A 13235-nucleotide genomic window follows, 5' to 3' on the forward strand; every position below is an offset into this window, starting at 1 on the left:
ATAGGCACAGCCCTCACCCGCAAGTCACATCGCAATCTGGTTACTTCAGCCCCGCCAGGAACTCGCGGATGCGCTTCACGCCTTCGTCGATCACATCCGCCGAAACCGCATACGACAGCCGAATATGCTCGTCCGTTCCAAACGCCTCGCCCGGAACCACGACCACATGGGCCTCGCTCAGCAGCTTCGCCGCCAGGTCGGACGCGCTCTTGATGCCGCCCTTACCAATGAACGCCGAAATATTCGGGTACACATAAAACGCACCCTGCGGCACCGTACACGTCAGCCCCGGAATGCTCTTGAAGCCTTCAAGAATCCGGTCGCGCAGCTTGATGTAGTCCGCCCGCATCTCGCTCACGCACTCCTGGCTTCCCATCAGCGCAGCGATCGAGGCCTTCTGCACCATGCTCGCCGCATTGCTGGTCGACTGCGACTGCAGCTTGCTCATCGCACCGATGATCTGCTTCGGCCCCAGCGCAAATCCCGCACGCCAGCCCGTCATCGCATACGTCTTGGATAGCGAGCCCAGCACGACCACATGCTCCTTGCAATCCGTAAACGAAGCCCCGCTGAACAGCTCGCCATCGAAGCTCAGGTACACATAGCACTCATCCAGCAGCACGTAGATCCCGCGCTCATGCGCCAGCCGCACAATGCCTTCGAGATCCGCCTTGGAAACCACCGCGCCCGAAGGATTGCTCGGCGTATTCAGGATGATGCACTTCGTCTTCTCGGTGATCGCGGCTTCGATCATGCTCGCCGTCACCCGGAAGTTCTCGCTCTCCTTGGACTCCACGAACACCGGCACGCCGCCCGCATACTGGATGATGTCCTTGAAGCTGACCCAATACGGCACCGGCAGAATCACCTCGTCGCCGTGGTCCACCAGAACCTGCAGCGCGTTGAACAGCGCCAGCTTGCCGCCCGTCGTGAACACGCACTCGTCCACCGCGTAGTCGGTCCCAAAGTCGGCCTTGTGGCGATCCACGATCGCCTTCCGAACCTCAGGCACACCGGCCACAGCCGTATAGCGCGTAAAGCCCTTGTTGATCGCCTCGATCGCCGCATCCTTGATGTGCCGCGGCGTCTCAAAGTGCGGCTCGCCCGCACCAAAGTCGCTCAGGTTGATCCCTGTTGCCTTCAGCCGCAGCGCCTCGGCCGTAATGGCCATCGTCGCTGAAACCTCAATCCGCCCAATCCTGTCTGAAAGAACCTTCACTGCCGTCGCTGTGCTCATACCCTTTAGTCTTTCAGAAACCAGTCGCATTGAAAACCATCAAACCCCTCGTAACCCAAATCAATCTCCAACGTCATACCATCCATCCGTATGTATCCTGACCTCAGAACCCGAGAAGCCCCCCGGAGGCCCTTGCAAATGGCACCAAAGCGCACCGCACTCAACTCCCTTCCCGCACTCGCTCTCACCTGCTTCCTCGCCATCCCCGCCTTCGCGCAAGATGCCCCCGTCCCCAAAGCCCAGGCTCCCGCCGACCAGCGCGCCTACAAAGCCGCCCGCGCCCTCACCGACCCCACCCAAAAGCTCGCCGCGCTCCGCCAGTTCACCCACGACTACCCCAAGAGCAATCGCGTCGCCCGCGCCAACAGCACCATCTTCACCCTCCTCCTCCTCAGCGGCCCCCAGCACGAACCCGAAATCAAAGCTGAAGCCAAATCCCAGGTCAAGCACGCCGGCAAAGGCGACTCCAGGTGGTCCAAGGAGAATGAAGTCGCCTTCGACCTCGCCGAAGCCGAACCCAACGGCATCGATCTCCCCCTCGCGGAAAAGTGGGCCAAAGACTCCGTCAAGCACCAGACCGAACCCCTCTTCATCGCCAGCCTCACCGCCGATTACGTCAAGTATAAGGTCCCCGTCCCCAAACCCGCAGAGATCCACGACTACTTCGCCCACCAGCACGCCGGCTCCCTCCAGACCCTTGCCGACGTCTACTTCCACGAAGGCAAGCTCCCTGAAGCCAACAAAACCCTCGCCGAGGCCTACGCCCTCAATCCCAAGGACGACGCCGTCAACTCCCTCATGGGCCAAATCGCCTTCGCCCAGCACAAGGACGCGGAGGCCCTCGACGACTTTGAGCGCGCCCAGCTCTTCGGCGGCCTCAAACCCTCCCTCCAGCAGCAGATGATGACCCTCTACCGCCAGGCCAACAACGGCTCGGATGCCACCTTCCTCACCGCTCAGGACACCCGCTACAAGCAGCTTTTCCCGGCGCCCTTCGAGCCCACAGCCCACAAACCCACCCCCGGTGGTCACACCGTCCTCCTTGAGCTCTTCACCGGCTCCGCCTGCGGCCCCTGCGTCGGCATGGACCTCGCCGTAGAAGGCCTCCTCGAAACCTACCCGCGCGACGAGTTCATCGCCCTGGCCTTCGACCAGCACATCCCCGACCCCGACCCCCTATCGAACCCCGACTCCATCGCCCGCGCCAGTCTTTACGGCATCGCCAGCACCCCCACCGTCGTCCTCGACGGCAAGCCCCTCGAACCCTCCGGCGGCCCCCGCTCGACCAGCGAGAAGTTCTACAAAACGTTCGTCACCAAGCTCGATCCCCTCACCGCCGCACCCAGCCCCATCGCCCTGAAGCTCACCGCGGACCGCACTGCGGCAGGCCAGATCGAAGCCCATGCCACCGTCACCCTCCCGGACCTGAAGGCCTTGGCCGAGCAGATCGCCATCGATCCCGCCCCAGCCCCACCCAAGAAACCAGCCGAAACGACCGCAACCGCCGCCGCCGCGAAGGCCCCCGACAGCAAAAAGAAGCCTGAAAAGAATGCAGCCGCACCACCACCACCGCCGCCCACACCCGTCGCCGCTCCCGTAGTCCCCGCCGACCCCAAACTCACCCTCAACTTCGCCCTCGTCGAAGACGACATCCGCTACCCCGGCGAGAACGGCGTCCGCTTCCACCGCATGGTCGTCCGCTCCCTCGCCAAGCCCTCGGACGCAGCCTTCCCCATCGACCCCTCCGCCACCGCCACCCTCGACGCCACCTTCGACCTCCAGCAGATCGCCCACACCAACAGTGACTACCTCACCGCCTACGCCAAGCACAACGACCGCTTCGAGCACGTCGAATTCCTCAGCACCGACACCAAGATCCAGCCCACCCACCTCGCCATCGTCGCCTGGGTCCAGGACGCCACCACCCACCGCGTCCTCCAGTCCGCCTACATCCCCCTCACTGCATCCAACCTCACCGCCACCACCGGAAAGCCCTAGCTCATGCGCAAATCCCTGGCCCTGTTTCTCCTCGCCGCCCCCGCCTTCGCAGCCCCCAAACCCGTCGTCCACTGGCAGGTCACCAACCCGCCCGCCAAAGCCCTCAAACGCGGCACAAAGCTCAACCTCACCCTCACCGGCCAGATCGACCCCGGCTGGCACCTCTACGCGCTCGAAGAGCCCCAGGGCGGCCCCATCGCCACCGAGATCAACCTCGCCGAAGGCTCCCCCGCCGATCTCATCCGCGTCGAAGAGCAAAAACCCAAGATCGTCCCGGACCCCATCTACCAGCTCCCCACCGGCTTCTTCGAGCAGTCCGCCAACTTCACCCTCCACCTCCAGCTCGACAAATCCGCCTCCGCCCACCCCATCCAGATCCTCATCCGCTACCAGTCCTGCAACGACCGCGTCTGCCTCCCGCCGCACACCGACACCGTAGACGTCCCCCTCACCACCAACTAGTCCTGATACTCTTGCCTCACTCCACCCAAGAGGCTCCCGCTTGTCCCCATGGCTCCAGCAAAAGCTCGCCACCTACAAGCATTACTCCGGCGGCAGCCTCCTCAACACCCAGTACCTGCTCTTCGTCGTGGCCCTCGCCATCTCGGCCATCCAGTGGTTCCTCGCCGATCATGCCAGCCTTCTCAGCACCATCATCTACACCTTCGTCGCCGGGAACGTCATCACCATCGTCCTCGCCCTCGCCGGCCCGCTCTATGACCAGCCCTTCCCCCGCGACTGGATCGTCTACACAGCCCTCCTGCTCCCCGTAGCCGTCCTAGCCAGCACCGCCGGTGGCGTCATTGACCGCCTCGTCCTCGGAATGCCCCTTGCATCGCTCACCAACCTCCGCAACGGCGACATCCCCTTCGGCACCCTCGTCTCCATCGTCATCGGCCTTAGCATCCACGCCTACGCCAGCACCCGTTCCAACCTGGAGGCCGCCAACTCCCAGCTCTCGCAGGAGGTCCACCACGGCCGCCGCGAGCTCGAAGCCCAAGCCTCCGAGCTCAAAGCCGCCTTCGAGATCCAGTCCAACCTCCTCCCCCGCACCATCCCCCAGATTGCCGGCGTCGAGATCTCCTGCGCCTGGCAGCCCGCACGCACCGTCTCCGGCGACTACTATGACGTCCTCCCCCTCTCAGAAACCCGCATCGCCATCTGCCTCGCCGACGTCTCCGGCAAAGGCATCTCAGCCGCCCTCATCACCGCCAACCTCCAGGCCACCCTTCGCGCCTTCGCACCCGAAGAACCCAGCCCCGCCAACCTCTGCCGCCGCCTAAACCAGGCCCTTTGCGCCTCACTCCCCACTGGCCGTTTCGTCACCATGGCCTACGGCATCCTCGACCGCCGCCACATGACCCTCACCTACGAGTTGGCCGGCCACAACTCCCCCATCCTCCTCCGAGGAAAGGAAGTCATCACCCTCGAAGGCACCGGCCCCGTCCTCGGCATCCTCCCCAACGCCACCTTCGAGGACCACACCATCCATTTACAACCCGGCGACCGTCTCCTCCTCACGACAGACGGCATCACCGAAGCCTTCAACCCGACGAACGACGAAGGGGGAGAAGAAGAGTTTGGCGAGTCACGCGTCATAGCCGCCGCCCAATCCGGCCAACAAACCGCCCACGCCATCCGCACCAACATCATGACCGCCGTCACCACCTTCGCCGCAGGCAACTTCCACGACGACGCCTCCCTCCTCATCGTCCACCTCCAACCCTGACCCCACCTCAACCCCTCCCCCCACCGTAGCCATCACCCCACCGCAACCGTCGCCCACCGCAGCCGTCACCACTCCTCAGTCATCACCCCACCTCAACAGTCATTCTGAGCGAAGCGAAGAATCCCCGTAGTTGCAGTTGCCGTTGTTCGTTCTGGCCGTCATTCTGCGCGAAGCGGGGAATCTCCGTAGTTGCTTTTGCCTTTATCGTTGTTTGCTTCACGCTCTCGCCCTTGCCCTTACCTCCCTTCCAACCACCCGCACGCATTTTCACTTCATCAAACTCCTCATCTCACCGCACCCAAACCCCGCCACACATCCCGCATCCCAAGCCCCGTACGAAGCACGCAAACGACCCACAGGGAGCAGCAAATATGTCGACCACCCGTTTCACCACCACCCTCAATGCCCTCAAGGAGGGTGCAAAGTCCTTCACCGTAGAAAAGGCCACCGCCAACATCGAAGGCTGGGAAGAGTACCTCTCCAAGCACGACCATGAAGGCGTCAAGAAGGTAGTCCAGGACCTCGGCAAGCTCAAAAAGCTCCTCCACGCCCCGGAACTCGACGGCGAAGCCATCAAAACCCTCATCCACAAACTAGGCAAAGACACAGTAGCCGTAGCCGGCGATGAAGAAACCGCCACCGCCACCCACATCAAGGAACTAGGCCAGGCCCTCTCCGCCGCCTGACCGACCGGACCTACTGGAACGGATGAAAAGAAGCAAAAGGGGCGAATAAGGGAATAACCCTATTCGCCCCTTTTGCTCGCCATTTCGTCTCTTGAAAGTTAGATCGTTCTTGCCCTTGTCTCTTCTTATCCCGCCTTGATCCCTTCTTATCTTCGTTACGCCTTGCTCTACCGCTTCTTCCGCAAAACCCACGTCGTCATACACCGGTAATCCTGCACCACCGTAGTCTTCAGCGGATCGACCATCACTCCACCCAGATCCTCCGTCAGCTTCATCAACATCCCTTCATCCACCAAGAACCACTCCGACCCATCCCCAATCTCATATACATTTCCCCTGACCCTCGGGAAGCTCATCCCAATCCGAGATCCCACCCGCACAAACAGCAACCCACCCGGCCGCAACACCCGCCACATCTCCTTCACCATCCCCACAAAGTGCCCGTCATCCTGTGCAAAATGCAGCACCGAATTACAGATCACCACATCCGCAAACCCATCCGGAAACGGCATCGTCTCGATCGCCGCCACCTGAAAGTTCTCCGGCGGTAACCCCGGAGCCAACTGGCTGGCGAGCGCCCTCACATGCTCCACGCCCTCCGGATTCGCGTCCACCCCAAACACCTCGCAGCCCTCACGCAGCAGGTAGACCAAATTCCGCCCATATCCGCACCCCGCATCTAGCACCCGCATCCCACGCCCAATATTTCCACGCAAGATCTGATCAAAAACATAGATATCAATCTGCCCAAACTGCTCCTGAATCGTCACGCTTCCCTCACTTCACCGATCATCCACGTTCTAACACATTCATTCCCATAGCTTTGCATCCATGAGCGTGCTAACATCCCCGCATTCCAAAACGCACTGATCCTGAAGAGGGAAATTCTTTAGGGGCCACCTGTTCTCTCTTCCTTTCAGCCAAGAGAGGTAACACCCATGTCCGACACCGTGAAAGTCAACATCCCTCAAACCCCCGTCGCCACGCCCGTGCCGATCACGCCTCAGCCTGGCAAGTTCATCCTTGATCAGGGTGCCTTCCTCCAGAAGCTTCCCTTCCAGGCCCACCCCACACCGCTGCCCGGCGTCTTCACCGTACCCGCCCCACCCTCAACCCTCATCCTCGCCACCGCCAGCCAGTCCGATCTCATCAAGGCCGGCATCATGTTCCGCCAACCCACCGCGCAGGACCCTCCCGGAGTCCAGGCCGCCTGGAAGGCCTTCACCTCCCAGCACTTCGATCCCGCCAAGCGCATCATCCCAGAGATGGCACCCCAGGTCGGCGTCACCCACAATCTCAAAACACCGCCCACCCAGGTCTCCAACACCAGCTATAACGGCACCGTCTGGTCCGGCGCTGGCACCAAGACAGGAACCTGGACCACCTGCATCGGCACCTGGGTCATCCCCACCGTCTCCAAACCGTCGGAAGCTCAGGGTACAGAAGGCGGCTGGAACTCCTCCTCATGGGTCGGACTTGACGGCTTCTTTTACACCAACGATGTCCTCCAGGCCGGCATTCAGCAGCACGTCAACGCCGCCGGCGTAGCCAACTACGTCGCCTGGTACGAGTGGTACGCCCCCATCCAGGCTGGCTCCCCCAGCTACGTCTACCAGACCAACATCACCAACTTCCCCGTCAGCCCTGGCCAGACCGTCTCCTGCTCCGTCCAGTACGTCGCCAATCACGCCGGGTCGATCTCCTTCAGCAATCAGACCACCGGCCAGCACTTCACCATCACCCTTGCTCCGCCACCCGGAGCAACCAACAGCGGAGGCTCCTGCGAATGGATCATGGAAGCCCCGGACGGCGGAGAGCCTAAATCCTCCCTGCCCAAATTCACTCCGGTCGTCTTCACCACCGCCCTCGCCTGCGGCCCAAACAATACCTCGACCAACCCAGCCACAGGCGACACCCTCAACATCACCACCTCCAGCGGCAAGGTCCTCACCAAGGTCACCACCGGCTCCGACACCTGCACCATCAGCTTCATCGGCTAACTGGGTGCCCCATGTCTCGATTCTGAGACATGGGGCACCCAGTTTCGACCCCGTCCCATGGTGGGAACAACTCCAGCAGAATGAAGACTTTACGCCCCCTGTCCGGACTTCGGACAGGAGAAGTCCAGACCTAAAACACATGGAATGAAGACTTTAGACTTAAACATCCGGGGGTAAGGGGGGTACCCCGCTACTCCCCCAAGGGCCCCTTGGCCTTCAGCCTTTCCACCACTAGGGGAGGCACCAAAGACGTCACATCCCCGCCCAGCCGGAATACGCCCTTGATTAGCCGCGAACTCACATACGTGTACTTCTCCGCCGGCATCATGAACAGCGTCTCCAGCTCCGGATCGAGCTTCCGGTTCATCATCGCCATCTGAAACTCATACTCATAGTCGGAGATCGCCCGAATCCCCCGCAGCACCGCCCGGGCGCCCTGCTGCCGCGCAAAGTCCACCAGCAGCCCATCGAACGTCGTCACCGACACATTCGGCATCCCGCTCACCGCCTCGGCGATCATCTCCAGCCGCTCCGGCACAGTAAACAGGGGTGTCCCCTTCTCCGAGTTCCGCAGAATCGCCACCACCAGCTCATCCACGATCTTCGCGCCCCGCGCAATCAGGTCCAGATGCCCATTGGTAAGGGGATCGAACGTCCCCGGATAGATCGCTTTAACGGTATGCATGACAAACAAGAGCATACCTGCTCCGCCCCACGAAAATCCGAAACTCTCTGTAGTCCTCCCAACCGCAACCGCGTCCATCCCGATAACAAGCAAGCAATCACCCACTTAGAATGATCTCCGCCACCCTCCAACCCGAAGCCGCAGCAGCTACTTTGGATACCCCAGCCCCTATCTCGATCGACGCCTTACACGCGCAGTACAGCCCGCGCATCTTCCGTTTCATCCTCGCCTCCGTGCATGATCGCGATCTCGCCCAGACCCTCACCCAGGACACCTTCCTCCGCGCCTGGTCCTCCATGAACTCGGACGCGCAGTTCCGCGGCGAGTCCTCAGAGGCAACCTGGCTCACCCGCATCGCCCTCAATCTCGTCCGCGACCACACCCGCACCAACCGCTTCCGCTTCTGGCGCAGCGTCTCCGCCACGGCAATCGAGGCCTCAGACCTCTCCCACGCCCTCGCCCACCCGGACTCCACCAACGAGTCCCGCCTCATCGCCTCCCAGCAGCTCACCCTCATCTGGGCCACCGTATCCACTCTCTCCGAGCGCCAGCGTACCGTCTTCCTCCTCCGCTTCGTCGAGGAGTTTGAGCTCGCCCACATCGCCGAGATCACCGCCATGCCTTTACCCACCGTCAAGACCCACCTCTACCGGGCCCTCGCAGTCATCCGCAAGGCCCACCCCCTGAACACGAAGGAAGCAAAATGACCCACCTCACCGAACCCGAGCTCTACACCCTACTCGACCCCGAAGCAGGAGCCCCGGCCAACAGCCATCTGGCCGCCTGCAGTCACTGCCGCGCTGAACTCGATAGTCTCCGCGCCACCTTCACCCTCCTCCGTGAGACCACCACGCACTACGCCGCCAGCAACGCCCCACGCGCGATGCCGTCGGCGGTCGCCACCCGGCACCAGCCGCTCTTCAACCTCCGCCCCGCCCTCGCCGGCTGGGCCTCGGCCGCAGTCCTCCTCGCCGCAGGTGCCGTCGGTCTGGCCAACCTCCACCACCCCGCCGCACCCGTTGCCGTAAACACCCCTGTAGCCATGGCCGTGGCAGAGCCCAACACCTCCGACGAAGCCCTGCTCCAATCCGTCTCTGACGCGATCGACCAGCCCGTCCCCACCTCTCTCAGCATCCTGGCCGAGCCCTCAACCCAGAGCCAGCCCACCTCTTCAGTTCAAAAAGTTCAACCCGAAAGGACCAACTAGCCATGCGCCTTCCCCTCTATCTTGCCGCCGCCACCCTGCTCCCGTTCGCCTGCGCAGCCGCTCAGACCTCTACCCAGCCCTCCGGCCCCATGCCCGACCAGATCATCAACCAGCATGCCCTCGATCAGTTCAAAACCGAGCTCCGCGATATGAAGATCCCCCAGATCGACACCACCAAGCTCGTCGACCAGAAGGCCCTCGCCCAGCTTCAGTCTCAGCTTCGCGACGTGAAGATCCCGCAGATCGATGGCAGCAAGCTCATCAATCAGGCGGCTCTTCAGGCACTCGTTGAGAGGACAACTGCAAACCTCCGCTCCAACCCCGCTATCCTGGCCCTCCAGATGGAAGGTCCGCTCGATGGCCCCATGTTCGGAGGCCAGATGGGCGGCCCCGGCGGCCAGGACATGGGCCACGGCGGCCCCGAAGGCTTCGGCGGACGCCACGACGGCCATGAAGGCCGCATCGTACCCCCCGGCATGTGGTGGAAAAACCCCGAGCTCGCCCAGAAGCTCAACATCACCGCCGATCAGCAGAAGCACATGGACTCGATCATCCTCGAAAGCCGCATCCAGCTCGTCCAGATGAAGGCCAGCCTTGAAGAGCAGGAGCTTCGCCTTGAGCCGCTCCTCAACGCCAACCCGCCCGACACCACCAAGGCCATGGCCCAGATCGACCACATCGCAGACACCCGCGCCAACCTCGAGAAGGCCAACGCCAAGATGCTCCTCAGCATCCGCGGCGTCCTCACCGCCCAGCAATGGACGCAGCTCCAGGCCGAGCAGCATCACCGCATGCAGTTCAATCACGATCGCCCAGAGCGGCCCGAACGCCCGGAACGGCCCGAGCGCCCGGAGGGCCGCCCCCAGCAGCCCCCCACCCCACCCACCGGAGCCTAGATCAGCCATAAGTGCCGTCATTCTGGCGAAGCCAGAACCCCAGTATTGGCACTTGTTGCTGCTTGTTCCCCCAACGCAAAGAGGAGGTCCGAAAGGACCTCCTCTTTGCGTTCCTAAACAGTGAAGAAGAACTTACTTCTTGCCCTTCACCACCGCAACAGCCTGCTCCACACCATCCTCATCCATCTCCGGAATCGGAATCGGCACACTCGAAGCTCCAATCCCCAGCTTCTTTCTTAGCTCCCCGTCGATCCGCCCGAATACATCCCGGTTCGTCTTCAGGAAGTTCCGCACGTTCTCACGGCCCTGCCCAATCCGCTCACCCTGGAAGCTATACCACGCGCCGCTCTTATCCACGATGTTGTGCAGCACCGCCAGATCCAGCGTATCGCCCTCACGCGAGATGCCCTCACCATACAGAATGTCGAACTCCGCATCCCGGAACGGCGCAGCCACCTTGTTCTTGACGATCTTCACCTTCGTCCGCGACCCCACAACAACATCGCCTTCCTTCACCGCGCCAATGCGCCGGATATCGATACGCATGGACGAGTAGAACTTCAGCGCCTTACCGCCCGTCGTCGTCTCCGGATTGCCAAACATCACACCGATCTTGTCGCGAATCTGGTTGATGAAGATCAGGCACGTACGCGACTTTGAAACCGTCCCGGTCAGCTTCCGCAGCGCCTGGCTCATCAGCCGTGCCTGTAGTCCCATGTGCGAGTCGCCCATCTCACCGTCGAGCTCCGCCTTCGGCACCAGAGCAGCCACCGAGTCGACGACCAGCACATCGATCGCGCCCGACTTCACCAGCGCCTCAACAATCTCCAGCGCCTGCTCGCCATAATCCGGCTGGCTCACCAGCAGGTTATCGATATCCACGCCCAGCTTTTTGGCATACCCCGGGTCCAGCGCGTGTTCCGCGTCCACAAAAGCCGCCAGCCCGCCCGCTTTCTGGGCCTCCGCAATGATCTGCAGCGTAATCGTCGTCTTGCCCGAGCTCTCAGGCCCAAAGATCTCCACCACGCGTCCACGCGGCACGCCGCCCACGCCCAGCGCCGCGTCAAACGAAATCGATCCCGTCGAGATCACCGCAATCGGCACGATCGCTTCCTTCGATCCCAGCCGCATGATCGAGCCCTTGCCAAACTGCTTCTCCAGCTGCGACATCGCAGCTTCTATCGCCTTCCCACGCTCGTCTGCCAAGTCAATCTCCTCTATCGTTCAGTCAATCCGAAGTCTAGCATCGGGGCAACCCCCAAAGCAAAGAAAAAGCGAAAGATTCCCAAACTGGAACCGCAGCCCGCAAACCAGCCCTAACTACCGCCGCAAAAGATCCACCGGCTCCCACACATCCTCAATCCGAAACAAGCCCGCAAGCCCCGGATGCGCCTTCTTCACCGCAAGGTACATCTCCCAAGCCACTCGCCGATAGCTGAAATGCCCCGCCACCCCACTCCTCAACTCCGAGATATACAGCGCCTCCGCAAAGTCCATCTTGAACATAGCCCTGCACCGAGTCCCCAGCGGCAGCAGATACTGAGCCGACTCCCCAGCCTCCTCGCACCCGCTCACCTTCAGATCCTCATAAGCCCCAAACGCCGCATCCATCGCCCCCTTATAGACTCCCGCCAGCCCGGCTTCCTCAAGCGTCGGCTGCCCCGGGCACCCAGGATCTTCATATCCATGCACGTCCGTGAACCCCTGCAAAAGCTGCACACAACGCCGGTGCCGATGCATATCCCTGAACCCACCCACATCCATCAAGATATCGAACCGCAGCCCGCCCCCCGAGCTATAAGCCCGCAGCAGCTCATCATGCCGCCCCCTGAGCCGCGTCCCCATCTCGATCACCTCCATCACCCCGGAACCGCTCAGCCCCGCCACCCGATCCCTCACCTGCCGATAGCTATAGTGGCAATGCGGATAAAGCAGCGAGGTCGCCAGCTCCACCTCCAGACTCTTGCCTTCCTCCACCAGATCCACCACCGGCGCCTTGGCAATCGCAGCCCCACCCATTAACTCCGCCACCGCCGCCCGCAGCAGCCCCGCGGTCTCCGCCTGGTATGCATTCGGCACCGCATACTTCACCAGCGTAGGCGCAACCTTGACCTCACGAGCCCCCTCGTTCGGATTCCAGGCCGCCTCGCTTGCCGCCGCCCTCAGCCTCTCGCCCAGCCCCCGTATCTCTCCAAACTCACTCGTCAGCAGCCGAGAAACCTGCGTCTCCAGCGTCCGCGCATTCACAATCTGCCCTAAAGAGGTATTCGTAGCCAACGGCAACAAATACCGCGCCACATCGAACGCCCTGGCCTTCAGCGTACGCACATAGGCCTCTTCCTTCATCTCCGCCGGCCGCGCAATCGCCCCTTGCAGCGCTTCGAGCATCCCCGCTCCAATCCGCTCATACGCCCCAAACAAAGCCTCAATCGCAGCCGTATAGCTTGCCGTCTGGTCCCCCACCGCAGGCGTATACCAACCGCTCTTCCTGAAGTCCTGATACCGAGTCGATCGTTCCTGCCCATCCCACCGCTGCTCGTCCACCAGCGCAATCGCTGCCAGCAGACTCAACCGTTCGATCGCCATCGGAATATGCGCCAGGTCTGCAATCGACCGATGCCCGTACTGAAAATAAAACGTGTTCAGAAACTGTTCCGCCCGCTGCGCGCTGATCTCCGCCAGCGACTCCTTCATCGTCAGCCCGGACCGCGAGTACTTCGCCATGGCATACGCCAGAACCTCAGGGTCAGCCCCGTGTATCGCATAAACATCTGTCTCATTCTTCGTCGCACTCATC

The 13235-nt window shown here is 62.0% G+C and carries 14 protein-coding genes; 8 read left to right on the forward strand and 6 right to left on the reverse strand.

Going from position 1 to position 13235, the window contains the following annotated elements; genetic code table 11:
* Nucleotides 1-40 precede the first annotated feature (40 nt).
* Nucleotides 41-1237 (reverse strand): pyridoxal phosphate-dependent aminotransferase, encoded by a 1197-nt coding sequence (locus ACIX9_RS14145; RefSeq protein WP_013581173.1) that lies wholly within the window; start codon nt 1235-1237, stop codon nt 41-43.
* Nucleotides 1238-1375: 138 nt separating this feature from the next.
* On the opposite strand from ACIX9_RS14145, the gene ACIX9_RS25875 reads away from it, so the two are divergent.
* Genes ACIX9_RS25875 through ACIX9_RS23905 form a run of 3 tightly spaced genes read left to right on the forward strand, consistent with a single transcriptional unit; the run spans nt 1376 to nt 4964 of the window.
* Complete coding sequence (locus ACIX9_RS25875; protein ID WP_013581174.1) at nt 1376-3235, forward strand: thioredoxin domain-containing protein; 1860 nt, start codon at nt 1376-1378, stop codon at nt 3233-3235.
* 3 nt (nt 3236-3238) lie between these two features.
* A complete protein-coding gene (locus ACIX9_RS14155; RefSeq protein WP_013581175.1) occupies nt 3239-3697 on the forward strand; it encodes a protein-disulfide reductase DsbD domain-containing protein in 459 nt (152 codons plus the stop codon).
* 40 nt (nt 3698-3737) lie between these two features.
* Entirely contained in the window at nt 3738-4964 is a 1227-nt protein-coding gene (locus ACIX9_RS23905; protein ID WP_013581176.1) for a PP2C family protein-serine/threonine phosphatase, read from the forward strand.
* Nucleotides 4965-5046: 82 nt separating this feature from the next.
* Here ACIX9_RS23905 and ACIX9_RS14165 read toward each other — a convergent pair whose 3' ends face one another.
* Nucleotides 5047-5235: a hypothetical protein gene (locus tag ACIX9_RS14165; protein WP_157477574.1), complete on the reverse strand. Its 189-nt coding sequence runs from the start codon at nt 5233-5235 to the stop codon at nt 5047-5049.
* Nucleotides 5236-5335: 100 nt separating this feature from the next.
* On the opposite strand from ACIX9_RS14165, the gene ACIX9_RS14170 reads away from it, so the two are divergent.
* The gene (locus tag ACIX9_RS14170) at nt 5336-5650 is read left to right on the forward strand and encodes a hypothetical protein (protein ID WP_013581177.1); all 315 of its coding nucleotides are present in this window, start codon (nt 5336-5338) and stop codon (nt 5648-5650) included.
* A gap of 167 nt (nt 5651-5817) precedes the next feature.
* Here ACIX9_RS14170 and ACIX9_RS14175 read toward each other — a convergent pair whose 3' ends face one another.
* Entirely contained in the window at nt 5818-6420 is a 603-nt protein-coding gene (locus tag ACIX9_RS14175; protein WP_013581178.1) for a class I SAM-dependent methyltransferase, read from the reverse strand.
* A 168-nt stretch (nt 6421-6588) separates the two neighbouring features.
* On the opposite strand from ACIX9_RS14175, the gene ACIX9_RS23910 reads away from it, so the two are divergent.
* A complete protein-coding gene (locus tag ACIX9_RS23910) occupies nt 6589-7650 on the forward strand; it encodes a G1 family glutamic endopeptidase (RefSeq protein WP_013581179.1) in 1062 nt (353 codons plus the stop codon).
* A 190-nt stretch (nt 7651-7840) separates the two neighbouring features.
* On the opposite strand, the gene coaD is transcribed toward ACIX9_RS23910, so the two are convergent.
* Nucleotides 7841-8335 carry a pantetheine-phosphate adenylyltransferase gene (gene coaD, locus ACIX9_RS14185; RefSeq protein ID WP_041597813.1) on the reverse strand — a complete coding sequence of 165 codons (495 nt, stop codon included), beginning with the start codon at nt 8333-8335 and terminating at the stop codon, nt 7841-7843.
* A 110-nt stretch (nt 8336-8445) separates the two neighbouring features.
* Here coaD and ACIX9_RS14190 point away from each other — a divergent pair, with 110 nt between their 5' ends.
* From ACIX9_RS14190 to ACIX9_RS14200, 3 genes are read left to right on the forward strand one after another with little or no spacing between them, the layout of a single operon-like run.
* On the forward strand, nt 8446-9042 hold the full coding sequence (locus ACIX9_RS14190; RefSeq protein WP_013581181.1) for an RNA polymerase sigma factor: 597 nt from the start codon (nt 8446-8448) through the stop codon (nt 9040-9042).
* Nucleotides 9039-9542 carry an anti-sigma factor gene (locus ACIX9_RS14195; protein WP_013581182.1) on the forward strand — a complete coding sequence of 168 codons (504 nt, stop codon included), beginning with the start codon at nt 9039-9041 and terminating at the stop codon, nt 9540-9542. The genes ACIX9_RS14190 and ACIX9_RS14195 overlap by 4 nt, the downstream gene beginning before the upstream one ends.
* 2 nt (nt 9543-9544) lie before the next feature.
* Nucleotides 9545-10438: a periplasmic heavy metal sensor gene (locus ACIX9_RS14200; RefSeq protein ID WP_013581183.1), complete on the forward strand. Its 894-nt coding sequence runs from the start codon at nt 9545-9547 to the stop codon at nt 10436-10438.
* 132 nt (nt 10439-10570) lie between these two features.
* Here ACIX9_RS14200 and recA read toward each other — a convergent pair whose 3' ends face one another.
* The gene (gene recA, locus ACIX9_RS14205) at nt 10571-11644 is read right to left on the reverse strand and encodes a recombinase RecA (RefSeq protein WP_013581184.1); all 1074 of its coding nucleotides are present in this window, start codon (nt 11642-11644) and stop codon (nt 10571-10573) included.
* 114 nt (nt 11645-11758) lie between these two features.
* Nucleotides 11759-13234: an FAD-dependent thymidylate synthase gene (locus tag ACIX9_RS14210; protein ID WP_013581185.1), complete on the reverse strand. Its 1476-nt coding sequence runs from the start codon at nt 13232-13234 to the stop codon at nt 11759-11761.
* Nucleotide 13235 lies beyond the last annotated feature (1 nt).

This window comes from Granulicella tundricola MP5ACTX9 (genome assembly GCF_000178975.2).
Classification (GTDB): Bacteria; Acidobacteriota; Terriglobia; order Terriglobales; family Acidobacteriaceae; genus Edaphobacter; species Edaphobacter tundricola.